This is a genomic window from Desulfarculaceae bacterium (genome assembly GCA_020444545.1).
Taxonomy (GTDB): Bacteria; Desulfobacterota; Desulfarculia; order Desulfarculales; family Desulfarculaceae; genus Desulfoferula.
In genome coordinates this window covers 1-24,936 of record JAHLKT010000004.1, presented here as the reverse complement: position 1 = coordinate 24,936, position 24,936 = coordinate 1, and the positions used below count along the sequence as shown (strand labels likewise).

Below are 24,936 nucleotides of genomic sequence, written 5' to 3'. Positions count from 1 at the left end.
ACCGGCCTTGCGCCGGTGGGGGCGCTTTTGTGGGGGGAGCGCGGCATGACCCAAAGCGAATTTACCCGTCAACTCAGGGTTCTCCTGGCTGCACCTCCGGACGAGGCCGCGGCCATGCGTGCCTGTCTGGAAGCCATGGGCCACCAGGTGGTGGCCAGCACGCCTGAAGGTCATTTGGCCTGCCGCCTGGCCCAGGAGCTGGCCCCGGACGCGGTGCTCCTGGCCGCCGGGCTGCCGGTGGAGGGTCTGCGCGGCCTGGCCCCCTGGCCGGTGGTGCTGGTGGCCGAGGACGCGGACCAGGCCCTGGAGCGCCTGGCCCAGCTGCCCGAGGCCGCCGGTTTGGTTATCCCGCCCCTGGAGCCCGCCAACCTGGGCCCGGCCTTGGCCTTGGCGCTGAGCAGCTCGGCCCGCCTGGCCCGTTTGCGCCGCCAGGTGGCCGATCTCAGGCGCGCCCTGGCCGAGCGCAAGGCCGTGGAGCGGGCCAAGGGCCTGGTCATGCAGCGCCTGGGCCTGGACGAAAGCGACGCCCGCGCGGTGCTGGAAGAGCAGGCCCGCCGCCAAGGACTCTCCCTGGGCGAGGTGGCGCAGGGGGTCATCAGCTCGGCGGACCTGCTGAGCGGGTGAAGCGAAGGCCTAGCTAAATATTCAGGGCCGTCCCTCATGGGACGGCCTTTTCTTTTTGTCCGCTAGATTAGCTTGGGGCCGTAGCCAATTGCCGCCCCCTCAGCTCAGGCGGTTCCAGGCGCACCACGCGTTGGGGATCAGTCCCTGCTCCTGGGCCAGCAGGTCCAGGTGTATCAGGCCCAGGCCCGCCCCGGCCCAGGCGGGCGGCTGGTCCCGCTCGCGCAGGTCCAGGGTGACCAGGTACTTGCCGCAGGCTCGGCAGGCGTCCACCCGCTCCTGCTCGGCTCCTTCGGCATAGAAGTAATCGAGCTGGTCCGAGTCCTCGCAGCCGCAGGCCGGGCAGGCCAGGCGCGCGAAGCGCCAGTGATGGCCGCACAAGGAGCAGCGCAGCCAGCGCTGCCCGCTCTCGCCTTGCAAAAAGGCCAGCTCCGGCGGCTCCCCGCAGATGGGGCAGTAGCCATGCGGCCATTCGCGCCCCTCCAGGGCCGGGGCCAGGGCTTCGGCTGCCTGCTCCAGCCGAGGCTTGGCCAGGGCCAGCAGGGCAAAGCCCAAGGCTGCCGGGTCCAGCCCCGCCTCCTGGGCCAAGCGCTCCAGGCCTTCTGCGTCCCCCTCGAACAGGACCTGGCAGCAGGCCGCTCCGTCCAGGGCGCCGTGCTTAAGCGCCTCGCCGATGGCTTCGGCCTCGCCCCCCAAGGCAGGGAAGCCCTCTTGTATGGCGGGCAGGATGGCCTCGGCCGCCTGGCGCAGATAGGCCCCCAGCTCCGGCCCCAGGGCCAAGAGCTCCCAGGGCGTGGCCAGGGGCTCGTCGTCCTTTGGCTTCGCCTCTGGCGCGTTCAGCGGCGGCAGCGCGGCCTTGACCATGGCCTGGGCGATCAAGAGCGGCCCAAAGGCCGCGACCACCGGGGCCAGGCCCGGCGTCTCTCGGGCCAGGCCGTCCAGATAATTTTGCAGCTCGCGCGCGGGCGCGGCGTCATCGGGCTTGTCGGGCATTGCCTCTCTCAGGCCTCGGCGAACTCGAAGTACTTGTCCGGATCGTCGGTCACGATGTAGATCACCCGCACGTCCTGGGGATTGAGCGCCTTGGCTTTGGGGTGGGTCTTCTTGAGCTCGGCCACCCGGATAGCCGCCTTGTGCAGCATCTCATTGCGGTTGCCGAAGTGCATGGCTCCGGTGGGGCAGGACTTCACGCAGGCGGGCACTAGGTTGCCGCGCAGCCGGTCCAGGCACAGGTCGCACTTGACCAGCTCCTTGGTCTGCGCGTTGCGGCGGGGGATGTCATAGGGGCAGTTGCTGCGCACCTGGCGGTAGTTGAGCTTCTTGGTGGCCGGGGTGTAGATCACCGCCCCGGTGGCCGGGTCCTGCACGATGGCCTTGCCCGGGTCGGCGGTCATGCAGCCTGGGTCCATACAGTGGCGGCAGCCGTCGGAAAAGAAATGCCAGTAGGGCTTGCCGTCGTGGCCCCGGCCCTCGGCAAAGCGCACCACCTTGTAGGTCGCGCCCGAGAAATCGGGCGGGTTCTGGTAGGTGCCGCGCTGAGTGGTCTTGGTGCCTGGCAGCCCGTGCCATTGCTTGCAGGCCACCTGGCATCCCCGGCAGGCGGTGCACAGCGAGGTGTCCACGATTATCGATTTGCCTTGCATGACGCCCCTCCTAGAGCTTGGCCACCTGGACCAGGAACGCCTTGTACTCCGGCGCCATGGTGTTGGCGTCGCCCACCGTGGGGGTGAGCAAGTTGGCGCTATCGCCCGCGTCGGCCGGGTAGCGCCAGCCATAGTTGAAGGTCATGCCCACCTGGTGCACCTCGCGTCCCTCAACCGTGAAGGGCCGTAGGCGCACCGTGACCAAGGCCACCGCCTCCACCGCGCCCCGCTCGCTCCACACCTTGACCTTGTCGCCGTTGGCGATGCCCCGGGCCTCGGCCAGTTCGGGGCTCATCTCCACGTAGGCCTGGGGCATGGCCTCGGTGAGCCAGGACATCCAGCGGGTTATGGCCCCGGTGCACCAGTGCTCCGTGGCGGTGTAGGTGGTGCACACGATGGGGAAGTCGCCGCCCGCCGAGGCGTAGCGGTCGGCCGCGCCCGTGAAGAGCTTCACCGCCGGGTTGATGCGCTGGCTGGACATGGGGTTCACGGCCAGGGGGCTTTCCACCGGCTCGTAGTGCTCGGGGAAGGGCCCCTCGGCCAGGCCGGGCCCGAAGATGGAAGACACCCCGTGGGGCTTCATGATGTAGGGCAGCTTGCCCTGGGCATCGGCCATAGGCGGCCAGGGCCCGTCGGGCACGTCGCCCACCCACTTGCCGTTCTTCCAGGCGATCACCGGCCGGGCCGGGTTGTAGGGCTTGCCCTGGGGGTCCACCGAGGCCCGGTTGTAGAGCACTCGGCGGTTCACCGGCCAGCACCAGGCCCATTGCGAGAACAGCCCCAGGCCGGTGGGGTCCTGCTTGCCCCGCCGGGCCGAGAGGTTGCGGCCCTGCTGGTCGAACATGCCGCTATAGAGCCAGTTGCCCGAGGAGGTCTTGCCCTCGTCGCTCAGCAGGCCGAAGGAGGGCACGGTCTGGCCCTTTTTATAGGCCTTGCCCTTGATGGTCACGTCTTCCAGGAAGTAGCCGTTGATGGCCTTGGCCGTGCGCAGGGGATCGAAGCCGCCCTTGCCGTCGCCGTAGTCCCAATACAAATCGCGGATGGGCTCGGGCGCGGCGCCGCCTTCCTTGGCGTAAAGCTCCTTGAGTTTGGCCACGATGCGGTAAACCATGTCCCCCACCGCGATGGCGTCGCCAGGCGGCTGGGCGGCCACGTACTTCCACTGCACCCAGCGGCCGCTGTTGGTCAAGGAGCCCGACTTTTCTATGGAAGCCGCGGCGGGCAAAAGGAACACCTCGGTCTTTATCTTGGCCGGGTCCATGCCCGGCGCGTGCCAGAAGGAAGGCGTCTCGTTGTCAAAGATGTTGGCGTGCACCAACCAGTCCAGCTTGCCCAACGCGGTGCGCACCTTGCCCGCGTGGGGCATGCTGCAAGCCGGGTTTTGGGCCAGACAGATGTAGCCCTTCATCTTGCCTTCATACATGAGGTCAAAGGTGTTCATGATGGAGGTGTTCTGCCCCACGTCCAGCTTGGGCACATGGCCGTAACAGAAGTCGTTGTCCTTACTGGCCGCCTCGCCATACCAGCTCTTGAGCAGGCTCACCATGTACTTGGGATAATTGCCCCACCAGTTGGCCGACTGGGGTTCCTGGCTCACCGGGGTGCAGGTTTTCAAGTAGGCCGCCAGGTCGGGCATGGCCGTGGTGGGCGCTTTCAGATAGCCAGGCAGGATGTGGTACAGGATGCAGTGGTCCGTGGAGCCCTGCACGTTGGGCTCGCCCCGCAAGGCGTTGACCCCGCCGCCGCACACCCCGATGTTGCCCAAGAGAAGCTGGATGATGGCCATGGTGCGGATGTTCTGGGTGCCCACCGTGTGCTGGGTCCAGCCCAGGGCGTACATGATGGTGCCCGCCTTGTCCGACCGGCCCGTGGCCGCAAAGGCCTCGTACACCGTCTTCAGGTCCTCCACCGGAGTGCCGGTGATGCCCGCGACCTTGTCCAGGTTGTAGCGGGCGTAGTGCTTTTGCATAAGGCGCAGCACGCAACGCGGGTCCTGGAGGGTGGGGTCCTTGCGGATCACGCCCTTGGCGTCCTTCTGGAAGGCCCAGGTGGCCTTGTCGTACTTGCGGGCCTTGGGGTCGTAGCCGGTGAACAGGCCGTCCTCGAAGCCGAAGCCCTGGTCCACCAAGAACGCGCCGTTGGTGTAGTTGGCCACGTAGTCGCGGAAAAACTTGTCGTGCGCCAGGATGTAGTTGATCATGCCGCCCAGGAATGCGATGTCCGTGCCCGAGCGCAGGGCGGCGTGAAAATCCGCCCGCGCCGAGGTGCGGGTGAAGCGCGGGTCAACGTGGATGATCTTGGCCCGGTTTTTCTTTTGGGCCCGGAGCACCCAGCGGAAGCTGATGGGGTGGTTCTCGGCCGCGTTGCTGCCCATGATCAGGATGCAGTCGCTGTTGGCCAGGTCGATCCAATGGTTGGTCATGGCCCCTCGTCCGAACGACTCTCCCAGAGCCGCTACCGTGGGGCTGTGTCAGACCCGGGCTTGATGGTCGATGTGCACCAGGCCCAGGGCGCGGGCCATGGTAGTTATCAACCAGCATTCCTCGTTGTCCACCTTGGACGAGCCCATGTGCCCGATGGTTTCCAGGCGGTTGACCACCTGGCCCCGGGCATTCTTGTGCATGAAGTCCTTGTCGCGCACCGTCTTGATGTTGCGCGCGATCTTGTTCACCGCCCAGTCCCAGTCCTTGACCTGCCACTTGTCCCCGTAGGGCGCGCGGTAGAGCACCTTGTCCAAACGGTGCTCATTGGCGTCGGTCATCTGGAACATGGCCGCGCCCTTGGCGCAGAGCGCTCCCTCGCTGATGGGGTGGTCCGGGTCGCCCTCGATGTTGATGATGCGGCCGGTTTTCTGGTCCGTGGAGCAGAGCAGGCCGCAGGACACCGAACAGTAGTAGCAGGTGGAGATGGTGGTCTTGGCGCGCTCGATGCGCCCCGCCTTGCTCAGCTCTTCGGCGTGGGCCTTCAGCGCGCCCAGGGGCACCCCCAGGGATGACAGGGCCAGGCCGCCGGCCAATACGCCGGCGCCTCCGAGAAAACGGCGTCGAGTTATCTCGGACAAAACCGCCTCCCTAGGTATGGGTAATCTGGATTGTGCTGCTAAATCTTGGACGTTATTCAGCTGGCTGGCCGTAGCCTAAGACCGGCGGGAGACTCCTGTCAAGCGGGGCCGGGTCACGATGGGTATTCGCCGTCCCCTCAAACCCCCAACGACCGAATCAACTCCCCCATGGCCGCCTGAGCCTGGGCCAGGGCCTGCTCGGGGTTTTCGGCCTGGGCCGCCCACAGCGCCGCCTCGTTGGCCGCCCCCGAGATAATGTGAGCCAGGGCCTCCACCGGCTGGGGCCGCAGCGCCCCCTGGTCCATGAGCAGGCGTAAAAAGTCCTGGTAATGGCCCAACACGTTGGCCTCGTCGATGGCCCGCCACTGTTCCCAGCCCAGCACCGCCGGGCCGTCGATCAACAATATGCGCCGCACATCCGGGGACAGGCAGGCGGTCAGAAACTCGCTGTTGCCCGCGATGAGCTTGTCCAGGGGAAGAGGGGCGCGCTCCACCGCCCGCCGCACCCGCTGGGCCACCTCGCCCTGCACCTGCTCCACCACCGCCCGGAACAGCCCCTTTTTCCCTTCGTAGTGATGATACAGCGCTCCCCGGGTCACCCCGGCGGCGGCCACGATCTCCTCGGCCGAGGTGGCGGCGTAGCCTTGCGCGCTGAACAGGCGCCGGGCCTCGGCCAGCAGGCGGCCGGTGGTGCGGCGGCTGCGCGCCTCCTGCTTGTTGCCCGCCTCCGGGGCCGGCGGGGCGGCTTTTTTGCGTGGGGGCATGGACACCTCTTTGACATACATACAGTATGTATGTAATATATCTCCTCAGAGACGCCAAGGCAAGGCCTGGCTGGTCTCGAAAGTATAAACTCAAATCCTGGGAAAAGGCGACATGCGGCGGCTCGCGGGCCTGGTCGGAATGTTCCCAGGGGCGCGCCCGGCGCGGGGAGATGTGGTCATGAAGCAAGACAAGAGGCTGCCGCTGTTGCAGCTGTCCGGAACGCCGGAGGAGGTGGGGCAAGGCTGGGGCCGGGGCCTGGCCGATCCCATGCGCCAAGGTCTGGAGCGCATCCTGTCCGTGGTGAACCTGGTGCACCAGACCTCGCGCGCCGAGTGCCTGGCCCTGGCCATGAAGCTGTGGCCCGCCGCCATTGAGTACGATCCCGAGTTGGAACCTTTTGTGCGTGGCCAGGCCCGGGGGGCGGACCTGAGCCTGGAAGAGACCTGGGCCGCGCGTTGCGGCTTGGAGATATTGTTTTTCAACAGCAACCTCAGCGCCGGATGCACCACCCTGGCTGGCACCGGCCCGGCCACGCCCGACGGCAAGGCGGTCCTGGGGCAGAACATCGACTGGTTCAGCGGTACCCCACTGGCACTGGTGCATATCCAGCGCAGCGACGGCCTGTGCCAGCTGGTGCTGCCCATACTGGGCCTAGGCGAGTACACCCTCAACTCCGCCGGGCTGGGTTGCTGCCTCAACGGCGTGGCGGCCATGCAGCCCGCTCTGCGGCCCAAGCTGCCCCTGGCCGCCTACCTGCCCAAGGCCATGCGCCAGCGCGACCCGGACCGGGCGCGCCGCATCCTGGAGGAGTCATGCCGGGGGGTGGTGGCGGTCACCCTGGCCGACGCGGACGGCGGCTTGATCTGCGTGGAAGGCACCCTGGACGATTGCCAAGTGCTGGAGCCCCAAGACGGCTTCCTGGCGCACGCCAACAACTACCGCACCCCACGCTTCCAGGCGGTGGACGGCTACCAGCTAATCTTCCCGGACAGCCCGGCCCGCACCGCCCGCATGGAAGAGCTGGCCGCCGGCCTGCGCGGCCGCCTTACCCCCGGTGCCCTGGGCGCGGCTTTGGCCGATCACCAAGGGAGCCCCAACTCCATCTGCCGCCATCCCGACCCCGCCGTGCCGCCGGGCCTGCGGGCCGAATCCCTGGGCTCGTTCATCATGCTGCCCTCGGAGGGAGCAATGCTGGTGGCCGGAGGCAACCCCTGCACCCATGAGTACGCGCGCTACGAAGTGTAAGACGTCGGGGTTGGCCTGCTAGGCGAGCTGCAAATGAAAGATCAAGGGCTGAGCGAGCCATGCTCAGGCGCGGTGATAGGGTAGGCCGGCCAATATGGTTGAGGCGCGGTAAAGCTGCTCGGCGGCCACCAGGGCGGCCAGCTCGTGGGCCAGGGTAGGGGGCCCGAAGGAGACCTTGGCCTCGGCCCGGGCCAGCACCGCCGGGTCCAGGCCCAGGGCTCCGCCGATGACCAGGACCAGGCGGCCCTTGCCGCTCAGGCGGGCCTGGTTCAGGTTCTTGGCCCATTGCTCGGAGCTCCAGGCCTTCCCCCGCCGGTCCAGGGCCCAGACCAAATCACGGGGCTCCATGCGCCCCAAAAGGCGCTGCCCCTCCTCGGCCATCACCTCGGCGTCGGAGCGGTTCTTGCCCGCCTTGGCCGCGCGCACCGTGGCCAGGGCCCCGCCGCCGTAGGGCTTCAAGCGCTGCATGTAATCGTCGATGCCCTCGGCCAGATAACCGGCCTTGGGCTTGCCCACGGTGAGCAGCAAATGCCTCATAGCGTCCCGGGCAACCAGGCGCTGCCGTCCAGGGGCTTGCCGTCCGGCCCCAGTTTGAGCAGCCAGCGCGAGGTGGCCTCGGCCAACAGGCTGTTGTCCCCGGCCAGAACGATGCGCCCCTCGGCAACGGCCATGCGCCGCTTGTGTTCGATCACCCGGGCGCTGGCCAGAATCTCTTGGCCCAGGGGCACCGGCTTGCGAAAGGTGGTCTCCATGTGGGTGGTCATGCCCTGGCCCACCATGCCGATGACCGCGTATGCGGTGATCTCGTCCAACACGGTGGAAACGATGCCGCCGTGGGCGATGTCCTCCCAGCCCTGGTACTGGTGGCCCAAGACCAGGCTGCACAGGGCCTGGCCGTCCTCGAAGCGCACCTTCATGCGCAGGCCGTAGACGTTCTTGGGCCCACAGGCAAAGCAGTGCCCGCTGCCGGTGAGGGGGCGTTTTTGCAGAGAGTTCACGAGCGCCGCGCCAGGCCCAGGCGCTCGGCGATCTCGTTCCCCGTGGCCTCGACGAACTCGCCGAAGGCCTCGGGCTCCAGGGGCTTGCCCGGCGCGGGCAGCTTGTCCTCGCTGAGCACCGCCACCTCCTGGGGCAGGTTGACCAGCTCGGGCCGGGGCTTGACGCCGTAGTCCGGCGGGAAGCTGTCCTCGAAGTACATCTGCTGGAACCCGGCGAACTTCAGATGATGCGCCGTGGCGTCGCAGATGGCCTGCTCGTTCCGGCTCACCACGCCACTGTCGATGGCCTTGAGCAGCCCGGCCAAAGACTCACCGCCCTGGGTGCAGACCACGTGGCCGTGGCGGTTGGCCAGGATCATGTGGTCCATGATCTCTTGCTCGCTCACCTGCACCACATATACCCGCTCGCCGCCGGCCATGGCCTCGTAGCGCCGGGCCAGCTCCACCACTCGGGGCATGGACACCGGGTTGCCGATCATGGCCGCCTGGGCCACCGAGGCCCGCACGGTCACCGGCCGCCATACCCGCTTGCCAGGGTCCTTCTCGGAGTAGTAGCGGAACACCGGGTCCGCGTGGTGGCTCTGCACGCCCACCACCTTGGGCAGGCTGCTCACCAGGCCCAGCTCCTTGAGCTTCATGAAGCCGCTCATGATGGCGCTGATGTTGCCCGCGTTGCCGATGGGCACCATCACCACCCGGCCTTCCAAATCCCAGTCCAGGTCCTGAGCCACCTCGTAGGAGTAGGACTCCTGGCCCAGGATGCGCCAAGCGTTCTTGGAGTTCAGAAGCGCCACCTGGAAGTTGTCGGCCAGGTGCTCCACCACCTTCATGCAGTCGTCGAACACGCCGGGGATCTCGAAGACCCGTGCCCCCGCGCCCAAAGGCTGGCTCAGCTGCTGCGGGGTCACCTTGCCCCGGGGCAGGAGCACCGCGCTTTTCACCTCCGGGGCCAGGTAGGCGGCGTACAGGGCGGCGGCGGCCGAGGTGTCGCCGGTGGAGGCGCACACGCTCAGGATTTGCCCCGCGTCTTGGTGCTTGACCAGGTAGTTGATGTAGCTCAGCGCCACGGCCATGCCCCGGTCCTTGAAAGAGGCCGAGGGATTCTGGCCGTCGTTCTTGAAGCAGAAGTCGGCCTTGACCGCGTCTTTGAGCAGGCCGCTGGCCTCCACCAGGGGGGTGTGCCCCTCGCCCAGGTAGAGCACGCTGTCCAGGGGGATCACTGGGGCCATGAACTCGGCGTAGCGGAAGATGCCCTTAATGGCGGGCAGGTTGAGCATACGCCTGAGGTCCAGGATGCGCCGCCACTGGGGGCCCGAAATCTCCTTGAGCCGGTCAAAAGCGCGGTCCACCAGGAGCAGCACCTCGCCGCACTCCGGGCAGGTGTAGAGCAGCTCATTTATTGGATGCTCGGCCCCGCAGTCCAGGCAGCGGTAGGCCATGTCCCCCCCGGGCGAAGGCAGCAGATGTTCCTGATCAGATGGCGAAAATTCTTCGGGCCGCATGTTAAAGCCTCCCTGGCGTTTTTATGCGGCAAGCTTAAGCCAGAGGGGCGGGGGTGTCAAACCCGGGAAGGTCAGCGGGGGATGCGCACCAGGTGCTCGTCGTACACGCCCTGTTCGGCGGTGGGGTGGCAGGCCAGGCAGTTGGCCCGCGAGCCCACCGCCTTGCGCTGGAAGGCCCCGGCCGGGATGTCGTCGTCCTCGTGCTTGTGCAGCATGTAGGGAGTCCGGCTGACCCGCAGCGGAGCCTGGCCGCCCAGGCTCTTCATGATCTTGCGCGAGATCTTGTTGCCTTGCCGGTCGGCCGCGTTGGCCTCCAGGTAGGCCAGGATTTCCGCGCGTTCCCCCGGACTCAGGTCGGGCTGCTCGCCGAAGTGGTCGTCCAGCCCGGCCACGATCTTTTGCCAAGAGGCGGCCGGGAGCAGGGCGGGCTGGAAGGCGAAATGGCAGGCCCCGCACTGCTCGCGGTAAAGGGGGTTGCTCACCGGGGGGACCTGGTGCTCGCTGTAGCGGTTGCGCTCACGGTGGCGCTCCTTTTTACGGCCGTGATCGTCGTCATCGCCCGTTGCCGCCAAGGGGGCCAGCAACAAGGCCAGGCAGGCCAGCATGGCTAGACGCATTTTCATAATAATTCTCCCGGCGGGTTGGCGATCAAATCATATTAATTTAATATGACAAAGTCCATGAATTTATTAGCAGCTCTAAACAAGCCTCACCTCTGTCCATTCGAAATCCCCCTTGGGCCGAATTTTTCGCAATCCAGACTTGCGCGCTCTGGCTGTCTTGGTATATTTGATCAAATGTTCAGATAAAGGAATGACGCATGGTAGCGCGCAAGAGCAAGATGATCGAGCAACAGGGCTGCGAGATAAAGGTGGTGCATTTGGACCGGGTGCGCCGCGCCCGCGCGGCCGAGCCCGCCCCGCCCCAGATGGAGCGCCTGGCCTCGCTGTACAAGGCCATGGGCGACCCCAACCGGCTGCGCATGCTCCTGGCCCTGCGTGACGGCGAGATGTGCGTCTGCGATCTGGCCGCCCTCACCGGCATCAGCGACTCGGCGGTGAGCCACGCCCTTAGGCGGCTCAAGGACCTGGCCCTGGTCAAGAACCGGCGCGACGGCCAGATCCTCTACTATTCCCTGGACGATCACCACGTGGCTGAGCTGCTGGCCAGCAGCCTGGACCACCTGAACCACTAAGCGGCGCGAGGATCACATCATGCACTTCGTCGTAAGCGTCCTTACCGAGGCCTGGCACATCATCTTCGAGGCCTCGCTGTACATGCTCCTGGGCCTGGTGGTGGCCGGGCTTTTGAAGGCCTTCATGGACCCCAATTTCGTGGCCCGCAACCTGGGGCGGGGCCGGGTGGCCCCGGTGTTCAAGGCCGCCCTGCTGGGGCTGCCCCTGCCGCTCTGAAGTTGCGGTGTGCTGCCGGCGGCAGCATCCCTTCGGCGACAGGGCGCGGGGCGCGGAGCCACGGCCTCCTTCCTGGTCTCCACCCCCGAAACCGGGGTGGACTCCCTGGCGGTGACCTACGCCCTGTTGGACCCCATCATGACCATCGCCCGGCCCCTGGCCGCCCTGGTTACGGCCATAGCCACCGGGCTGGGCATGAACCTCTTGCCCCGCGAAAAGAGCGCGGCCCTGCCCACGGCCCCGGACCTCTCCTGCCCGGTGGACGCCTGTTGCGACGGGGTGGACTGCCCGCCCGAGGAGCACAAGCAGCACCACTCCCGCTGGCAAAAGCTGCGCTCCGGCCTGGTCTACGCCCTGGGCGAGTTGTGGGACGATCTGGCGGGCTGGTTTCTTTTAGGCGTGCTCCTGGCCGCGCTCATCGGTGCGCTGGTGCCTGCCGAGCTAATGACCCGCTATCTGGGCGGAGGCATCGGCTCCATGCTGATCATGCTGTGCGTGGGCATCCCGCTCTACATCTGCGCCAGCGCCTCCACCCCCATCGCCGCCGCCCTGATCCTCAAGGGGGTCAGCCCGGGCGCGGCCCTGGTTTTCCTGTTGGCCGGACCGGCCACCAACGTGACCAGCCTCACCGTGCTGGTGGGCGTGTTGGGCAAGCGCGGCACGGCGCTCTACCTGGCGGGCATCGCGGTGGGCGCGGTGCTCTGCGGCCTGGCCGTGGATCAGGTCTACGCTCTCCTGAAGGTCAACCCCGTGGCCGTGGTGGGCTCAGCCAAGGAGCTGGTGCCCGAGTGGCTGCGTTGGGCCGGGGCAATGGTGCTCATGGCCATGAGCATCCGGCCGCTGTACAAGCTGGCCCGGGCCAAGCTGGCCCCCAAGCCCGAGCCCGCGCCTCCGGCGGTGCAGAGCCTGGATTCCCTGGCCCCGGGCGGCTGCGGGTCCTCGGGGTGCGGCTGCGGCAAGCACTAGGCGTGGTTTAAGAATGGCGCTGATTAGAGGGGCGAGAAGGTCAGGGAGAAACAATAATAAAGAGGTTGGGAAAGGTAGAAGATTTTTGAGCGCGGGCCGTGCCTTCCTTTCCCGCCGCTATGACGGCGGAGGGCCGTCCGGTAGGTAAAATGAGGCGACGGCAGCCGATCCTGGTTAGGTTCGGGCGTTAGCAAGGCGCGCGCGGCCGGAAACGGTCTCGCCCGGCCCCGGCTCTTTTTACTTCCCAACCTCTTTCCAGTCATTCGCAGAAATAAGGCGGCGCGGGTCAGGCCCATGCGAGGCCCAACCCATGCCGCCTTTTCTTTACTTTCAAACCTCTTGCTGACCTGCAGCCGGATTTCCTTGGCCGCTATTCCGCGGGCTCCTCGGAGCGCGTCACTTGGGCAAAACGCTCGGGGCTCACCATCACGTAATAGCCCTTGGCCCGGCTGGCCACCTTGCCGTCCGGTCCTGTTATCTCGGCGGCGAGCTTCACCTTGCGGCCCTCGATGCCCTCTATCCGGCAGCGCGCCTCCAGGGGCTGGTTCACGTAAAGCGGGCCCATAAACTCTATGTGCAACTCGCCGGTCACCGAGGGCTGCCCGGTCATCTGGTGGGCGGTCCAGCCCATGATTTCGTCGAAGATGCCGCTCTGGATGCCGCCGTGCAGGATTTCCCCCAGGCCGTTGAAGCGCTGGGGCGGACTCCAGCGGCACACCAGCTCGGGCGGGTCGCTCTCCACCCGGCTGAACTTCAGCTGGCAACCGCCTGGGTTTTCCACGCCGCAGAAAAAGCAGTCATTGCGCGAGTAGGGGTTGGCCAGGGGTGTTTCGCGTGGCTCGCCCATGACTAGTGGTGGTGCTCCTCGCCCGGGGTGTGGCCGCCGGCGGCCACGTAGCGCGCCTCGGCCTCACCCGCGCAGGTGGCCTGCCAGGTCTCCGCGCCTTTCAGGTACACCGCCTGGCCGGGCCGCAGGGTCAGTTCGCCGTCCGGGCCGTTGATGTTGATGGCGCCGCTGATGGCCAGGATGATCTCCTCGTGGCCTTCGCCGGGCTTGAGCACCCGGGGCTCGCCGCCGGGCTCCAGCACGCCGTAGAGCATGTAGCAGGCGTGGGTCTGCAGGTCCTTGAGCCCCAGCACCGTCTCGCCGCCTTCGCGGAGCACCCGCCCCTCCAAGTCCCATATCTTGATCATGTCGTCTCCTTGGGTGTTATGCCGTAGGCGGCGCACATCACCGGGTCCGGTCCCAACGGGTCCCCGGCCCGGAAGCGGCATCCGCCGCCGCAGTCATCCGCCGCTTCGCAGTCGCGGCATCCCTTTAGCGAGCTCAGGGCCACGGGACTCCGCCGGGACCAGCAGGTCCACAGCCCTTCCTCGGCCCAGCCCAGGGGGTCGTCCAAGTAAAAGCCGCACTGGGCCACCTTGCCGTCCGCGGCCACGGTGGCCAGGTGCAGGCCGCAGGCCATGCCCCCGCCCCCGCCGTGGTAGGCCCCGCCATAGGCATGGCTCATGGCCTCCACGGCCTGCTCCGGGCTGACGGCCAGCTCGGGGTTGCTCGCCAAGCGGCCGGTGAGGCTGGGCGCGTCGATGCCCCACTCGATGGCCCCCAGGCTGCGCACCAGCCGGCCCAGCTCCTCGAACTGATCCAGGTTGTTGGCGTGCACCATGGTGGCGATGGACAGGTCGCGGCCCGAGGCCTTCACCGCCCGGGCGGCGGCCACGGCCTTGGCAAAGCTGCCCTTGCCCCGCAGGCGCTCGTGGCCCGGTTCCAGGCCGTCCAGGCTGATCTGCACCTCGTCGCAGTTGAGGCGCTCCAAAATCTTGACGCCCAGCAATTGGCCGTTGCTTAAGAGCACCCGGCGCACCGGCAGTGCGGCCAACAGGGCGTTGATCTCGTCCCACCAGGGGTGCATCAGAGGCTCGCCGCCCGAGAGCATCACCCTTAAGCCCCCCATGGCCTCGAACTCCCTAAGGATGGCGGCCACCTGCTCCACGGGCAGGTCGATCTTGGCGGCCGGGCCCAGGTAACAGTGGGCGCAGGCCAGGTTGCAGCGCCAGGTGAGTTGCAGCTCCAGATAGCGCAGGGAAGGCGAGGGCGCGGGCCCCAGGGCCAGGGGCATGGGCCAGGGGTCGGGCGCCAGTTCCAGCAGGCCTTCCTCCAGGCAATAGGTCGCGAACTCCGGTTCCAGGCTGGCCTGCTCCAGGGTGAGATGTCCCCGGCAGCGCTTGAGCCCCTCCAAGGCGTCCTCGTTCAGCTCATATAATTCGTCGGCCCGGCGGTCGTAGAGATAGGGCTCCTCCAGCAGGCGCAGGCACACGTGGTTCGCCAGGCGCACGTATTGCTGCCCGTCGGACACGGCTACTCCTCCAGCCCCAGGCCCAGGGCCAGCAGCCCGGCCAGGGCGCGCAGCCCGCCGCAGGGCGAGCACTCGGAGCGCGCCACCTCGGGGTCGCGGAAGTCGCACCCATCGACGCGGAACTCACAGGTCTGGCACACCGCGATCAAGCGCGGTTCGTCTTCGGGCAGGCCGAAGAGGCCGTCGCCCTCGGCGGGCGGCAGCTCGCCCAAGCGGGCGGCCAGGCCGGGGCGCGCCGAGAGCCACTCCATGCCGCCGCAGCCCGGGTCCTCGCGTTTGCCCGGCTTGTAGTAGCGGCAGAGCGCGGCGCAGGTTATGCGGCGCAGGGGTTCCAGGTTGTCATCGCCGGGGTGCATCGCTCTCCATAATCAGGCGCTTCTTAAGCTGCGCCGGGAAATCGCGGCCCAGGGGGGTGATGGTTACTGCGTCGCCGGGGCGCACCTTGTTTTCCTTGGCCCAGCCGGCGGGCACCTCCAGCACCAGGTCCGCGTGGCCCACGGGGTCGATGCTCAGTCCCTCTCCGGCCGGGGGAACCCTGTGGGATATCTCGCTCACCTTGCCGCCCGCCAGCCAGATGAAGTCCAGGCCGAAGTTCATGGCCCTCATGCACATGGTGCGCGGTCCGCCCTTATAGAAAAAGAAGAGCATGCCCATGCCCGGAGCCAGGGCCCGGCGTCCGCCCAGGCCGTGGTAGCGCTGGAGGGCCGTGGCCGGAACCTCGGCCAGCACCACCTGGTTGCCCAGCTCCACCTTGGCCAGGGGCAGGGGCTTGGCCCAAGCGCCCGAGCTGGCCCCCAGCGCCAGGCCCGACAATAGAGCCAGGGCGAGAGCGAAGCAAGATATGCGGCGGGAGATGAGCATGGCCTAGGCTACACCCTTGGGCAAACAAAAGGGAGGCCCCTTACGGAGCCTCCCTTGACTTGGCTAGGTTTAAGCTAGCAGGAGCTCTTGCACTTGCAGAGCCCGCGTTGAGTCCGCACGACTTTCTTGATCTTCATGATCTGCCTCCTTGGTGGCCCCTTCTTGGGGCGGTTATTGTTACCCAAAATTATTGGGTCTCAAACGCCGCTTGTCAAGGGCTCTCATACAGGAGAGGAAGCACGCAGGGTCACGCGGGGCCTTCCTCGGCTGGGCTCCTGGTCCACGGCCACCTCCACGCCATAGGCTTGGGAAAGGAGCGCGGAGGTAAGCACCTCGCCGGGCGGGCCCTGGGCCTGGGCGCGGCCTTGGCTGAGCAGGAGCAGATGATGGCAATAGAGACCGGCCAGGTTGAGGTCGTGGCTCACCAGGCCCACGGCCAGGCCCCGCCAGGCGCAGGCCCGCTCCAGAAGCTCCATGACCATGCGCTGGTGTTTTAGGTCCAGGGCGCTGGTGGGCTCGTCCAGGAGCACCACCTGGGGCTCGGCGGCCAGGGCCCGGGCCAGGGCCAGGCGCTGGCGCTCGCCGCCGGATAGCTCCCCGGCCCGCCGGTGTTGCAGCCTGGTCAGGCCGGTTAGCTCCAGGGCCTCGTCGGCGGCGGCGCGGTCCTCGGCGTTTTCGAACATACGCCCGTCCATGAGCGCGAAGCGCCCGGCCAGGACGGTCTCGCGCACCGTGAAGCCGGCGGCCAGCTCGGCGTTCTGGGGCACCAGGCCCAGGCGGCGGGCCACCTGGGCCCGCGAGTAGCTGCCCAGGGGCTTGTCCATCAGCTCCACCGCCCCGGCATTGGGCTTGAGCAGGCCGCAGAGCAGGCCCAGGAGGGTGGACTTGCCGCTGCCGTTGGGCCCGATGATGCCCAGCATCTCCCCGGCGGGCAGGCCCAGGGAGATGTCCTCCACCACCGGCGAGCCGCCATAGGCAAAACTCAGGCCTTGGCCCGCCAGCAGTATATTGCGCTCGCCTACCACCAGCGGCTCCCGCGCCTGGCCATGAGCAACACGAAGAAGGGCGCGCCCAGGAAAGCCGTGACCACGCCCACCGGCAGGGAGGAGGGGCTGATCACCGTGCGCGCCGCCGTGTCGGCCAGCATGAGGAAGGAGGCCCCGAACAGGGCGGAGGCGGGCAGGAGCAAGCGGTGGTCGTGCCCCAAGGTCATGCGCACCAGGTGCGGCACCATGAGCCCCACGAAGCCGATGAGCCCGGACAGGCTCACCGTGACCCCCACCAGCAGGCTGACCACCAGGAACATGGTCAGCTTGACCCGCTCCACCGCCACGCCCAGGGCGGCGGCGGCCATGCCTCCAGCGGTGAGCAGGTTCAGGTGCTTGGCGTAGAGCATGACCACCGCCCCGCCCAGGATAGTCACCGGCAGGAGCAGGTACACCTTGGGAAGGCTGGCCGCGGCCAGGTCGCCGTAGAGCCAGAAGAGGATGGCGTGCAGCTTCTGGTTGCTGGTGGTGGAGATGACGAACATGATCAGGGCGGTGAAAAAGGCGTTTATCATCACCCCGGAAAGGATCAGGGTGCTGGTCTCCAGGCTGCCCCTACGGCGGGCGATGGCCAGCACCAGGGCCACGGTGCCCAGGGCCCCGGCAAAGGCCAAAAGCGACTGGAGCCAGAGCCCGGCGATGCCCACCAGCACCGCGAACACCGCGCCGCAAGCCGCTCCGCCGGACACCCCCAGGATGAAGGGCTCGGCCAGGGGGTTGCGGAGCATGGCCTGGAACACCGCGCCCGCCAGGCCCAGGCAGGCTCCCACCAGCCCGGCCAGGAGCAGGCGGGGCAGACGCAGCTGGCCCAGGATGATGGCCGGGGCGCCCTCCAGCTTGCCGCCCAGCCAGGCCAGGAACTGGCCCGGCGTGATGCTCACCGTGCCCAGCCAAAGGCCGATGAACAAGGCGGCCACCATGAGGGCGCACAGGCCCAGGCACACCCAGAGCAGGTTTTTGGGCGTGGCCCTCATTGGGCCTTCTCCGGGGCGAAGCGCTCGGGATGGATCAGGGCGGCCAGCTTCATGAGCCCCAGGCCCAGGCGGGGGCCGGGGCGGTCGATGATGTCGCTCTGGATGGAACCAACCCGCACCCCGGGGCGGTCGCCTACGCCGGGGAGCTTCCGCCAATATTCCAGCTCGCGGCCCAGGTTCTGCCCCCGCTCCATGGTGCTCACGATGATCACCTCGGGCTTGGCGTCCACCACGAACTCCAGGTTGAGGCGCGGCCAGCGCTGGGACGAGGCCGAGGCCACATTAATGCCCCCGGCCAGCTCCAGCAGGCGGTGGTTCATGGTGTCACGGCCCGCGCTGACCAGGGGACGGCTGCCGATGACCAAGAGGGTGGGGCGGGGCTTGACCCCCTTCAGGCGGCGGGCCACCTCGGCGAACTGGGCTTTCAGCTCGGCGGCCAGCTTGTTGCCCGCCTCCGGCGCGCCCAGCACCGCGCCCAGCTTGGCCAGGGAGGCGGGCAGCTCCTCCGGGGCCACGGGCACGGTGACGTACACCGGCACGCCCATGCCGGACAAACGGTGCACCACCCAAGGCGGGTTGCCCTCCTTGTTGGCCACCACCAGGTCCGGCTTCAGGGCCACGATCTGCTCCAAGTTGGGAGACACGTAGGCTCCCACCCTGGGCAGCCGGCGCGCGGCCGGGGGATAGTCGGCCCAGGTGGTGGCGCCCACCACCTTGTCGCCCAGGCCCAGGGCGAAAAACACCTCGGTGAGCGAGGGGATCAAGCCGATGAGCCGTTGGGGATGCGAAGGCACCACCACCTGACGGCCCATCTCGTCGGTCTCCAGGCTGCCCTTGGCCAGCACGGGGCGCGCCGCCAGCAGGGCCAACGCGGCCGTCAAAGCCAAGACCAGGGCTATGGATTTTCGCGCCCGCATGGCCTAACCGCAGCTCCCGCCGGAGATGGGGATCAGGGGCCGGGGTTCCGAGGCCAGGCCGCGCAGGATGGCCCCCAGGGCCATGGCCAGGGGCCGAGGCAGTTCCGGGCCGCCCAGCTTGACCGGCGGGGCCAGGGGCCGCTTGCCCGCGAGCTCCCGGGACACCGCGTCGCACCATACCTGGAACGCGGCCAAATCATGCACCTGCCCCCGCGCCGCCGCGTCGCTCAGGCTCAGGCCCGCTTCCACCAGGGCGGCGTAGCGCGGGTTGAGCAACGCTTCTTCCAAACGCCCCAAGGACACACCGCCCTGGGGGCAGTTGCCGCCGGAGTAGCCGGCCAGGGCGTGGAGGCTCACCTTGCGCTCCCGCAGGCGCTGAAATACGTTGCGTCCCTGGCGCAGGCGGTTCTGGCGGGCCACGGCCTCCAGGACCCCGGCGTGCACCGCGCGGGCGATGAGCCCGCCCATGGGGCTGTGCCCGCCGGTCAGGTCCTCAACCGGGCCCTGCCCCTGCACCACCACGATGTTGTCCGTGCCGGTGCCCGTGGCCGCGTATTTCAGCGGCTTGAAGCTGGAGCGCAGGTCCAGATCCTCCAGGGCGGCGGTCTTGCCTTCGGTGGCGCTGATCAGGGCGCGGGCCATGGCCCGGGGGCTCAGGCTCCGGTTGGTCATAATGATCACGTTGATGGTGCCCGGGTCCAGATGGCCCTGGTTCTCCACGGCCAGGCGCAGGGCATTGCCCCGGGCCCCGGCCGTGACCAGGGCATAGGCCACCCGCTCGCCTTGGCTGGCCCGCTGGATGGCTAAGTGGTCCATGTTGGCCCCGGTATAGAGCAGGCTGGTCCGGCCCGCCTCCAGGCCCAACACCCCCAGCACCCGGGCCCGCAGGTCGGCCAGGCCGCCATGGGTGCCCAGCCTCCAAGTGGGTGGGGGCAGATAGTGGTTGCCCACCCAGGAGACGCCCTCGCGCTGGCCCTCCAGGGTGCTCAGCACCATGCCCAGCTGCTTGAGCTCGATGACCAGGGTCTTTTGCACGAAGTCCATGAGCCGCTCGCTGACCACCTCGGCCTGAGCAACGTAGCTCAGCTTGATTTTGAGCGGCTCGCGGCCTATCACCTTGGGCGGGGAGAGCTGATACTCGGGCTTGGCGTAGTAGTCGCCGTAGGCCAGGGCCGAGAGCCAGGCCACGAACTCGCCGGAGTGCACCCAGGCCCGGCAGGTCAGCTGGCAGGGCAGGGTATAGAGGCGCTGGTTTTTGACCGCGGCCACCTCGCGCCATCCGGGCTGGGACAAGAACTCGCGAACCTTTTTCTTGTCGCCGCACCAGTAGACCACCTGGGGGTCGAGCTTCTGCCACTCGGCCAGGGTCAGGGGCACGGAGCCGCCCTTTTTGCCCACCTGGGGCGGGGTGCCCCCGGCCGCGGCGATCAGGTCGTTCTGAAAAGAGTCGTCGCCCGGGATGGAGATCAGGTTCTTCTTGGGGTTCACCCCCATCACTCGGGTCACCCGGCGGCTGGCCGATGCGGGCAGCTTGGCGGTTTTGGCCGCCATCTCCTTCATCTGGCCGCGCAGCTTGGCGTTCAGGGCGGCGGCCTGTTGCTCCTTGCCCAGCAGTGTGCCCAGGATGGTCAGGCTCCGGTACAGGTCCTCCAGGCGGTCGGCCTGCAAGCGCAGGGGGGTGATGCCCTTGGCCCGCAGCTTTTGTTCCAGCTTGCCGTGGATGCGCCCGGTGATCACCACCTGGGGCTTTTGTTCGAGGATCGCGGCCAGGCTGGGCGCGAAGAAACCGCCCACCACCGGGGCGGGCTGGTAGCCGTACGGGGTGTCGAAAAAGATTGAGGTGCCTTTGACCGTGTCCCCCGCGCCCAGGGCGTAGAGGCTCTCGGTGACCGCAGGCACCAGGGAGACGATGCGGGTCGGCGGAGCGGCAAAGGTGGCCTTGCGCCCGGTAAGGTCGCTGATTGTGACCGTGGCCAGGGCGGGCAAGCTGGCGGCCAGAATCAGGGCCGCGCTGATGAGACTAATTATGGTGCGCCGAAAGGGCATTGCTTTGCGCCGTTCTCTGCCAGGATTTTTACCAGGCCAAAAAAAAGAAACCCCAAGCCCTATGGGCTCGGGGATGGCACCCTTTCTTCTTGACCCCCAAGCACGGCCGCGTCGGCGGTCGCCGGCGCCTCACCGTACCTCGCAGCGTTTGGGGGGCGCCGGGAGTGGGCAGGTCTTCTGGCTTCCGGATCGAGCCTACCGGCCGCGCCTTCCCAACCCGGGCTGGGTCAGTGGCTTCGCGGCTTTCGTACCGGTTACAGCGGCGGGTCCGCGACGGATTCACACCGTCTTCCCTCTTGGCCCTTATATGGGCCGCCCACTCCTAACTATTTCTGGATGGATTCTGGCACGCTCCGGCCCCGGTGTCAACGCGGGGCTGCGGCGGACCTAACCTTCCACCGGGCGGTGGCTCACCGACCAGATGCCTTCCGGGCCCAGCTCCAGGCGGCTGTTCACCTTCCAGGACTCATCGTCCTGCTCGGGGTGGTCCTGGCGCAAGAGCGCCCCCCGGCTTTCCTGGCGGGCCAGGCTGCCGGCCAGCACCCCGGCCACGAAGCGGCCGCCGCACTCCAGATCCCAGCGCAGCCACTCCTGACGCAGGGTGGCCGGCTTGGCGTGGGCCAGCTCGTTGGCCCAGGCGCTCAGCTCCTCCTGGCCCCGGGTCAGGTCCTCGGCGGTGCGCATGATGCCCGCCCGCTGCCAGGTGATCTCGCGCAAGCGGTCGCGCAAGCGGCGCAACGGGTTGCCCTCGCCCGAGGGCGTAAGCCGGGGCGGGGCGGCCTCGTCCCCAACGGGCTGGGGGGCGTCCGCGCCCTGGGCATACTGAGCCGCGCCCCGTCCGGCCAAACGGCCCGAGACCAGGCACTCGGTGAGCGCGTTGCCTCCCCGGCGGTTGGCCCCGTGAAGGCCCCAGACCATCTCCCCGCAGGCGAACAGGCCGGACAGCGCCGTGGCGCCCTGGGAATCCACCTCCACCCCGCCCATGCAGAAATGGGCTCCTGGCATCACCGCCACGCCCTGCTTCTTGAAGTCAAAGGACATGTGGCTGAGCAGGCCCAGGGGATAGCGGTCCCAGTGCTCGGCGGCCACCTGGGTGAAGTCCATGCGCACCGGCCCGGCCGAGGCCTCCTGGGCGATGATGATGGAGAGCTTGTCCCGAAGGCTCTGGATGGCCAGGTTGACGTCGTCCAGGCCGTGGCGCGACAGGATGTCCTGCCCGGCGTGGTTGAGCAGGCGCGAGCCGGGAGGGTAGGGCGGGTAGAGCATAACCGGCGGCAGGCCGGGCTCCACCAGCACCAGGGGATAGAACTGCACGAACTCCAGGTCCATGAGCGGCAGGCCCGCCGAGGCGGCCAGGCTGTAGCCCTGCCCGGTGATGGCCTTCATGTTGTCGTTTACCGCGTAGACCGCGCCCGCCCCGCCGCAGGCCAGGACCACCGCCTTGGCCGCCATTCGCCGCACCTGGCCCTTGGCGTCCAGGCCCTCCAGGCCGGCAACCCGCTTGCCGTCCCTCAGCAAACGGCGCACCTGGAAGTTGGTCAGGGCGGTTATGCCCGCGCGGCCGCGCAGGGACTTGGCTAGCGCGTCCATGAGCCCCACGCCCCGGATCACGTCCTGGCGCGGGGTGGGGGCGCTGTACATGCGGCGCATGGGGGCCAGCTCCACCCCCAGCTTGGCCAGGTGCTCCATGGCCGGGCGCGCGCCGTGGCCCACCCGCTCCACGTAGGAGCGGCGGTTCAGGCCCCGGCCGGTGTCGATGGTGTCCGCGACGTACTGCTCCACCGAATAGTCATCGCCCGGGCCGCAGAAAAAGCCGTTGCTCATGGCCGAGTTGGTGCCCAGGCCCACGCCGCCCCGGTCGATGAGGAGCACCGAGGCCCCGGCCTCGGCGGCCGTGGCCGCGGCCAAAATGCCGGCCAGCCCGGCTCCGATGATCGCCACGTCGCTATGCTGCATGCTCTTCGCCTCGCCTGCTGAATTGATGGAGGTCGTGGGAAAGATTGTAGAGCCTGGCGGCGGATAAGCCAAGGGGCGGAAGGCGTTAGTAGCTGCCTCCGCAGGCGGGGCAGGGTGCGGCGGTGCCGGCCCAGGCCAGCTCCCGGAAGCGCGGCGGCCATAGCTCCACCAGGAGCATGCCTTGCAGTAAGGCTCCCTCGGCCCCGGCCAGGAGCTTGATGGCCTCGTTGGCCTGGAGCGCGCCCATGACGGCGGGCAGGGGCCCCAGGATGCCTTCGCTGGCCACGCTGTGCCTCAGGGGCTCCCGGGGCTCGGTTGGGGCCCAGCATTGCAGGCAGGGCCCTTGGCCCGGGCGGATCACCAGAAGCTGGCCGCGAGAGCCCGCCACCCCGGCGTGCACCCAGGGAATGCCCAGGGACACACAGGCCCGGTTCAGGGCGTAGCGGGCCTGGGGGTTGTCCAGGCCGTCCAGCACCAGCGAGGCCCCGGCCAGCAGGCGCGCCGCGTTGGCTTGGTCCAGGGCCTCCACCACCGGCTCGATGACTATCTCCGAGTTGGCCGCGCCTAGACGCTTGGCCGCGGCCACGGCCTTGGGCTCCCCGGCGGCCACGTCGGTCTCGTCGTAGAGCACCTGGCGATGCAGGTTGTCCAAGGCGGGGCGGTCAGGGTCTATCAAACGCAAGCGGCCCACCCCGGCCCGGGCCAAAAGCTGGGCCGAGTGGCCGCCCAGGGCGCCCGCTCCCACCACCACTGCGGTGGCTGCGGCCAGATGGGCCTGGCCGCCGGGCCCCAGGGAGGCGAAACGCTCCTGCACTTCGTAGCGCGAGGCCACCCTAGCCCCCGAAAGCCGCGTTGATGAACTCCAGCTTGTCGCCGGGGCTCACCTGGGTGGAGGCGTAGTCCTTGGGGTGTACGAAACGGCCGTTGAGCTCGGTGATCAGCTCGGGGTGCGCCTCCTCGAACAGCTCCACCAGCGAGGCCACGGTGCTGCCGGGGGGCACCGTTTCGGCCATTCCGTTGACCACGATTTTCATCCCATCACCCATGTGCCTGCTTCTCCTGACTTTCTGAGCTATAATCCTGCCAGGCCGTCTATTGATTATGCCTTGCCCGGGGCGGGGCGGCCAAGCGCCCCCACGGCGCCCGCCGAAAACCCGGCGCCAGGCCCCCTCTGGGTAACAATATAATACTAAGGAGGTATTTATTCAGGCATGACCACGGTCATAGTAAAAACCGACGCCGAACGCTACAACTTGGAGGCGGCAGCGGTGAGGATCGGACCGGACCTTCTGGTCTACGTGTGGGGCGGCGAGGCCCCTCATATCGGGGCGGTGGCCATGGCCACTCCGCGGCCCAGCCTGGCCGATCCCGCGCGCGCCAGCTCCACCGCCTCGGTGTTCACCTACGTGGGCCACAAGGAAGACCGGCTGGCCCAGAACATGGCCGAGCGGCTTTCGGCCGGGCTGAAGACCAAGGTGGTGCTCACGGCGGGCATCCATTGGGACGGCCTGGACCGGGAAGCCATCGAGTTGGTGCAGGCCAACAGCGAAAAGCTCACCGAGCTCCTGTTGGCCGAGCTGCTCTGAGGGAGGGCGAGGTGTCGTTACCCATATTGTTGGGCATATCCGGAGCCAGCGGGGTCATCTACGGCGTGGAGGCGCTTAAGGCGCTCTCCGCCCTGGAGGTGCCCTGCCATCTGATCCTGAGCGAGGCCGGGGCCCGCAACCTGGCCATCGAGACGGATTACACCGTGGAGCAGGTCAAGGCCCTGGCAAGCAAGGTCTACGAGGTGGACGACATGGCCGCTCCCCCGGCCAGCGGCTCCTTCCGCCACCGGGGCATGTTGGTGGCTCCCTGCACCATCAAGACGCTCTCGGGTATAGCCAATTCCTTTGATCACAACCTGCTCATCCGCGCGGCCGACGTTTGCCTCAAGGAACGCCGCCCCCTGGTGCTCATGGTGCGCGAGACCCCGCTGCACCAGGGCCACCTGGAGCTGATGAGCAAGGCCGCCGGCCTGGGGGCTTCCATCCTGCCTCCCATCCCGGCCTTTTATCATCAGCCCCGAAGCATCCTGGACCTAATACATCAGAGCATCGGCAAGGCGCTGGACTTGATGGGCGTGGAACACGACCTCTTCCGGCGCTGGGGCAGCCAGTAGCCCCCAGCGGGCAGCGCAAACAGGCGGGCGCCCAAAGCGAACCCGCCGGGACACAGCGGAGGCCAAACACATGCTTCTACCCAGGTTCAGCTATCACCAGCCGGCCAGCGTGGCCGAGGCGCTGGAGGTGCTGGCGCAGTACGGCGGCGAGGCCGCGGTCATCGCCGGGGGCACCGACCTCTTGGTCAACATGAAACACAAGAAGCTCTCCCCCAAGCACCTGGTGGGCCTGGAGGCGCTGCCCGAGCTGATGGAGCTGAGGGCGGAGGGCGACGCCCTGGTGGTGGGGCCCCGCCTCACCGCCTCGGCCCTGGCCGCCAGCGCGGAGCTTAGCGGCGCGGCCAAGGTGTTGGCCCTGGGCGCGGGCGCGGTGGGCTCGCCCCAGGTGCGCAACCGGGCCACGGT

General features: G+C 68.0%; 29 protein-coding genes and 1 riboswitch. Of the genes, 8 read left to right on the top strand and 21 right to left on the bottom strand.

Features of this window, described 5'->3' with window-relative positions; genetic code table 11:
• The first annotated feature begins 45 nt into the window (after positions 1-45).
• Complete coding sequence (locus tag KQH53_11960; GenBank protein MCB2227384.1) at positions 46-624, top strand: ANTAR domain-containing protein; 579 nt, start codon at positions 46-48, stop codon at positions 622-624.
• A gap of 99 nt (positions 625-723) precedes the next feature.
• Here KQH53_11960 and KQH53_11955 read toward each other — a convergent pair whose 3' ends face one another.
• The 5 genes from KQH53_11955 to KQH53_11935 form a co-directional block, all read right to left on the bottom strand.
• Complete coding sequence (locus KQH53_11955) at positions 724-1,614, bottom strand: formate dehydrogenase accessory protein FdhE (protein ID MCB2227383.1); 891 nt, start codon at positions 1,612-1,614, stop codon at positions 724-726.
• A gap of 8 nt (positions 1,615-1,622) precedes the next feature.
• A complete protein-coding gene (locus KQH53_11950; GenBank protein ID MCB2227382.1) occupies positions 1,623-2,264 on the bottom strand; it encodes a hypothetical protein in 642 nt (213 codons plus the stop codon).
• 10 nt (positions 2,265-2,274) lie between these two features.
• Complete coding sequence (gene fdnG / locus KQH53_11945; GenBank protein MCB2227381.1) at positions 2,275-4,686, bottom strand: formate dehydrogenase-N subunit alpha; 2,412 nt, start codon at positions 4,684-4,686, stop codon at positions 2,275-2,277.
• Positions 4,687-4,734: 48 nt separating this feature from the next.
• Entirely contained in the window at positions 4,735-5,325 is a 591-nt protein-coding gene (locus KQH53_11940) for a twin-arginine translocation signal domain-containing protein (GenBank protein ID MCB2227380.1), read from the bottom strand.
• Positions 5,326-5,462: 137 nt separating this feature from the next.
• On the bottom strand, positions 5,463-6,089 hold the full coding sequence (locus KQH53_11935; GenBank protein MCB2227379.1) for a TetR/AcrR family transcriptional regulator: 627 nt from the start codon (positions 6,087-6,089) through the stop codon (positions 5,463-5,465).
• Positions 6,090-6,267: 178 nt separating this feature from the next.
• On the opposite strand from KQH53_11935, the gene KQH53_11930 reads away from it, so the two are divergent.
• Positions 6,268-7,335, top strand: a complete 1,068-nt coding sequence (locus tag KQH53_11930) for a C45 family peptidase (protein MCB2227378.1) — start codon at positions 6,268-6,270, stop codon at positions 7,333-7,335.
• Positions 7,336-7,398: 63 nt separating this feature from the next.
• Here KQH53_11930 and KQH53_11925 read toward each other — a convergent pair whose 3' ends face one another.
• The 4 genes from KQH53_11925 to KQH53_11910 all read right to left on the bottom strand — a co-directional run bounded on the left by KQH53_11925 (position 7,399) and on the right by KQH53_11910 (position 10,458).
• Complete coding sequence (locus KQH53_11925; GenBank protein ID MCB2227377.1) at positions 7,399-7,872, bottom strand: 23S rRNA (pseudouridine(1915)-N(3))-methyltransferase RlmH; 474 nt, start codon at positions 7,870-7,872, stop codon at positions 7,399-7,401.
• Positions 7,869-8,333: a PaaI family thioesterase gene (locus KQH53_11920; GenBank protein ID MCB2227376.1), complete on the bottom strand. Its 465-nt coding sequence runs from the start codon at positions 8,331-8,333 to the stop codon at positions 7,869-7,871. Before KQH53_11920 ends, KQH53_11925 begins: the two co-directional genes overlap by 4 nt.
• On the bottom strand, positions 8,330-9,835 hold the full coding sequence (gene thrC / locus KQH53_11915; protein MCB2227375.1) for a threonine synthase: 1,506 nt from the start codon (positions 9,833-9,835) through the stop codon (positions 8,330-8,332). The genes KQH53_11920 and thrC overlap by 4 nt, the downstream gene beginning before the upstream one ends.
• Positions 9,836-9,906: 71 nt before the next feature.
• Complete coding sequence (locus KQH53_11910; protein ID MCB2227374.1) at positions 9,907-10,458, bottom strand: diheme cytochrome c; 552 nt, start codon at positions 10,456-10,458, stop codon at positions 9,907-9,909.
• A gap of 197 nt (positions 10,459-10,655) precedes the next feature.
• Between KQH53_11910 and KQH53_11905 the strand changes: the two genes are divergently transcribed.
• Genes KQH53_11905 through KQH53_11895 form a run of 3 tightly spaced genes read left to right on the top strand, consistent with a single transcriptional unit; the run spans position 10,656 to position 12,213 of the window.
• Positions 10,656-11,030, top strand: a complete 375-nt coding sequence (locus tag KQH53_11905) for a metalloregulator ArsR/SmtB family transcription factor (protein MCB2227373.1) — start codon at positions 10,656-10,658, stop codon at positions 11,028-11,030.
• 19 nt (positions 11,031-11,049) lie between these two features.
• Positions 11,050-11,247, top strand: a complete 198-nt coding sequence (locus tag KQH53_11900; GenBank protein ID MCB2227372.1) for a hypothetical protein — start codon at positions 11,050-11,052, stop codon at positions 11,245-11,247.
• Positions 11,248-11,256: 9 nt separating this feature from the next.
• Complete coding sequence (locus tag KQH53_11895; GenBank protein ID MCB2227371.1) at positions 11,257-12,213, top strand: SO_0444 family Cu/Zn efflux transporter; 957 nt, start codon at positions 11,257-11,259, stop codon at positions 12,211-12,213.
• Between the two features lie 370 nt (positions 12,214-12,583).
• On the opposite strand, the gene KQH53_11890 is transcribed toward KQH53_11895, so the two are convergent.
• From KQH53_11890 to thiS, 12 genes are all read right to left on the bottom strand, one after another.
• Complete coding sequence (locus KQH53_11890) at positions 12,584-13,060, bottom strand: PaaI family thioesterase (protein MCB2227370.1); 477 nt, start codon at positions 13,058-13,060, stop codon at positions 12,584-12,586.
• A 2-nt stretch (positions 13,061-13,062) separates the two neighbouring features.
• Positions 13,063-13,407 (bottom strand): hypothetical protein, encoded by a 345-nt coding sequence (locus tag KQH53_11885; protein MCB2227369.1) that lies wholly within the window; start codon positions 13,405-13,407, stop codon positions 13,063-13,065.
• Positions 13,404-14,570: a radical SAM protein gene (locus tag KQH53_11880; GenBank protein ID MCB2227368.1), complete on the bottom strand. Its 1,167-nt coding sequence runs from the start codon at positions 14,568-14,570 to the stop codon at positions 13,404-13,406. The genes KQH53_11885 and KQH53_11880 overlap by 4 nt, the downstream gene beginning before the upstream one ends.
• Positions 14,571-14,572: 2 nt before the next feature.
• Positions 14,573-14,926, bottom strand: coding sequence for a hypothetical protein (locus tag KQH53_11875; GenBank protein MCB2227367.1), 354 nt, complete (start codon positions 14,924-14,926; stop codon positions 14,573-14,575).
• Entirely contained in the window at positions 14,910-15,431 is a 522-nt protein-coding gene (locus KQH53_11870; protein MCB2227366.1) for a DUF192 domain-containing protein, read from the bottom strand. The genes KQH53_11875 and KQH53_11870 overlap by 17 nt, the downstream gene beginning before the upstream one ends.
• Before the next feature lie 221 nt (positions 15,432-15,652).
• Entirely contained in the window at positions 15,653-16,456 is an 804-nt protein-coding gene (locus KQH53_11865; GenBank protein ID MCB2227365.1) for an ABC transporter ATP-binding protein, read from the bottom strand.
• Entirely contained in the window at positions 16,450-17,451 is a 1,002-nt protein-coding gene (locus KQH53_11860; protein MCB2227364.1) for an iron ABC transporter permease, read from the bottom strand. Before KQH53_11860 ends, KQH53_11865 begins: the two co-directional genes overlap by 7 nt.
• Positions 17,448-18,368, bottom strand: coding sequence for a cobalamin-binding protein (locus tag KQH53_11855; protein ID MCB2227363.1), 921 nt, complete (start codon positions 18,366-18,368; stop codon positions 17,448-17,450). Before KQH53_11855 ends, KQH53_11860 begins: the two co-directional genes overlap by 4 nt.
• A gap of 3 nt (positions 18,369-18,371) precedes the next feature.
• Positions 18,372-20,414, bottom strand: a complete 2,043-nt coding sequence (locus tag KQH53_11850; GenBank protein ID MCB2227362.1) for an adenosylcobinamide amidohydrolase — start codon at positions 20,412-20,414, stop codon at positions 18,372-18,374.
• Between the two features lie 149 nt (positions 20,415-20,563).
• A riboswitch (cobalamin riboswitch) is annotated at positions 20,564-20,749 on the bottom strand.
• A 52-nt stretch (positions 20,750-20,801) separates the two neighbouring features.
• Entirely contained in the window at positions 20,802-22,370 is a 1,569-nt protein-coding gene (locus KQH53_11845) for an FAD-binding protein (protein MCB2227361.1), read from the bottom strand.
• A gap of 85 nt (positions 22,371-22,455) precedes the next feature.
• Entirely contained in the window at positions 22,456-23,202 is a 747-nt protein-coding gene (locus KQH53_11840) for a HesA/MoeB/ThiF family protein (protein MCB2227360.1), read from the bottom strand.
• A gap of 1 nt (position 23,203) precedes the next feature.
• Positions 23,204-23,416, bottom strand: coding sequence for a sulfur carrier protein ThiS (thiS, locus tag KQH53_11835; protein ID MCB2227359.1), 213 nt, complete (start codon positions 23,414-23,416; stop codon positions 23,204-23,206).
• Between the two features lie 165 nt (positions 23,417-23,581).
• Between thiS and KQH53_11830 the strand changes: the two genes are divergently transcribed.
• The 3 genes from KQH53_11830 to KQH53_11820 form a co-directional block, all read left to right on the top strand.
• Positions 23,582-23,956 (top strand): hypothetical protein, encoded by a 375-nt coding sequence (locus KQH53_11830; GenBank protein MCB2227358.1) that lies wholly within the window; start codon positions 23,582-23,584, stop codon positions 23,954-23,956.
• Positions 23,957-23,979: 23 nt separating this feature from the next.
• Positions 23,980-24,531: a UbiX family flavin prenyltransferase gene (locus KQH53_11825; protein MCB2227357.1), complete on the top strand. Its 552-nt coding sequence runs from the start codon at positions 23,980-23,982 to the stop codon at positions 24,529-24,531.
• A 70-nt stretch (positions 24,532-24,601) separates the two neighbouring features.
• A partial coding sequence (locus tag KQH53_11820) for an FAD binding domain-containing protein (protein MCB2227356.1) occupies positions 24,602-24,936 on the top strand: 335 nt, incomplete at its 3' end.

Bases quoted from the DNA above. Each gene is read 5' to 3' on its own strand.
- KQH53_11960 (MCB2227384.1), top strand. From the start codon at position 46: ATGACCCAAAGCGAATTTACCCGTCAACTCAGGGTTCTCCTGGCTGCA.
- KQH53_11955 (MCB2227383.1), bottom strand. From the start codon at position 1,614: ATGCCCGACAAGCCCGATGACGCCGCGCCCGCGCGCGAGCTGCAAAAT.
- KQH53_11950 (MCB2227382.1), bottom strand. From the start codon at position 2,264: ATGCAAGGCAAATCGATAATCGTGGACACCTCGCTGTGCACCGCCTGC.
- fdnG (MCB2227381.1), bottom strand. From the start codon at position 4,686: ATGACCAACCATTGGATCGACCTGGCCAACAGCGACTGCATCCTGATC.
- KQH53_11935 (MCB2227379.1), bottom strand. From the start codon at position 6,089: ATGCCCCCACGCAAAAAAGCCGCCCCGCCGGCCCCGGAGGCGGGCAAC.
- KQH53_11930 (MCB2227378.1), top strand. From the start codon at position 6,268: ATGAAGCAAGACAAGAGGCTGCCGCTGTTGCAGCTGTCCGGAACGCCG.
- KQH53_11925 (MCB2227377.1), bottom strand. From the start codon at position 7,872: ATGAGGCATTTGCTGCTCACCGTGGGCAAGCCCAAGGCCGGTTATCTG.
- thrC (MCB2227375.1), bottom strand. From the start codon at position 9,835: ATGCGGCCCGAAGAATTTTCGCCATCTGATCAGGAACATCTGCTGCCT.
- KQH53_11910 (MCB2227374.1), bottom strand. From the start codon at position 10,458: ATGAAAATGCGTCTAGCCATGCTGGCCTGCCTGGCCTTGTTGCTGGCC.
- KQH53_11905 (MCB2227373.1), top strand. From the start codon at position 10,656: ATGGTAGCGCGCAAGAGCAAGATGATCGAGCAACAGGGCTGCGAGATA.
- KQH53_11900 (MCB2227372.1), top strand. From the start codon at position 11,050: ATGCACTTCGTCGTAAGCGTCCTTACCGAGGCCTGGCACATCATCTTC.
- KQH53_11890 (MCB2227370.1), bottom strand. From the start codon at position 13,060: ATGGGCGAGCCACGCGAAACACCCCTGGCCAACCCCTACTCGCGCAAT.
- KQH53_11885 (MCB2227369.1), bottom strand. From the start codon at position 13,407: ATGATCAAGATATGGGACTTGGAGGGGCGGGTGCTCCGCGAAGGCGGC.
- KQH53_11875 (MCB2227367.1), bottom strand. From the start codon at position 14,926: ATGCACCCCGGCGATGACAACCTGGAACCCCTGCGCCGCATAACCTGC.
- KQH53_11870 (MCB2227366.1), bottom strand. From the start codon at position 15,431: ATGCTCATCTCCCGCCGCATATCTTGCTTCGCTCTCGCCCTGGCTCTA.
- KQH53_11860 (MCB2227364.1), bottom strand. From the start codon at position 17,451: ATGAGGGCCACGCCCAAAAACCTGCTCTGGGTGTGCCTGGGCCTGTGC.
- KQH53_11855 (MCB2227363.1), bottom strand. From the start codon at position 18,368: ATGCGGGCGCGAAAATCCATAGCCCTGGTCTTGGCTTTGACGGCCGCG.
- KQH53_11850 (MCB2227362.1), bottom strand. From the start codon at position 20,414: ATGCCCTTTCGGCGCACCATAATTAGTCTCATCAGCGCGGCCCTGATT.
- KQH53_11845 (MCB2227361.1), bottom strand. From the start codon at position 22,370: ATGCAGCATAGCGACGTGGCGATCATCGGAGCCGGGCTGGCCGGCATT.
- thiS (MCB2227359.1), bottom strand. From the start codon at position 23,416: ATGGGTGATGGGATGAAAATCGTGGTCAACGGAATGGCCGAAACGGTG.
- KQH53_11830 (MCB2227358.1), top strand. From the start codon at position 23,582: ATGACCACGGTCATAGTAAAAACCGACGCCGAACGCTACAACTTGGAG.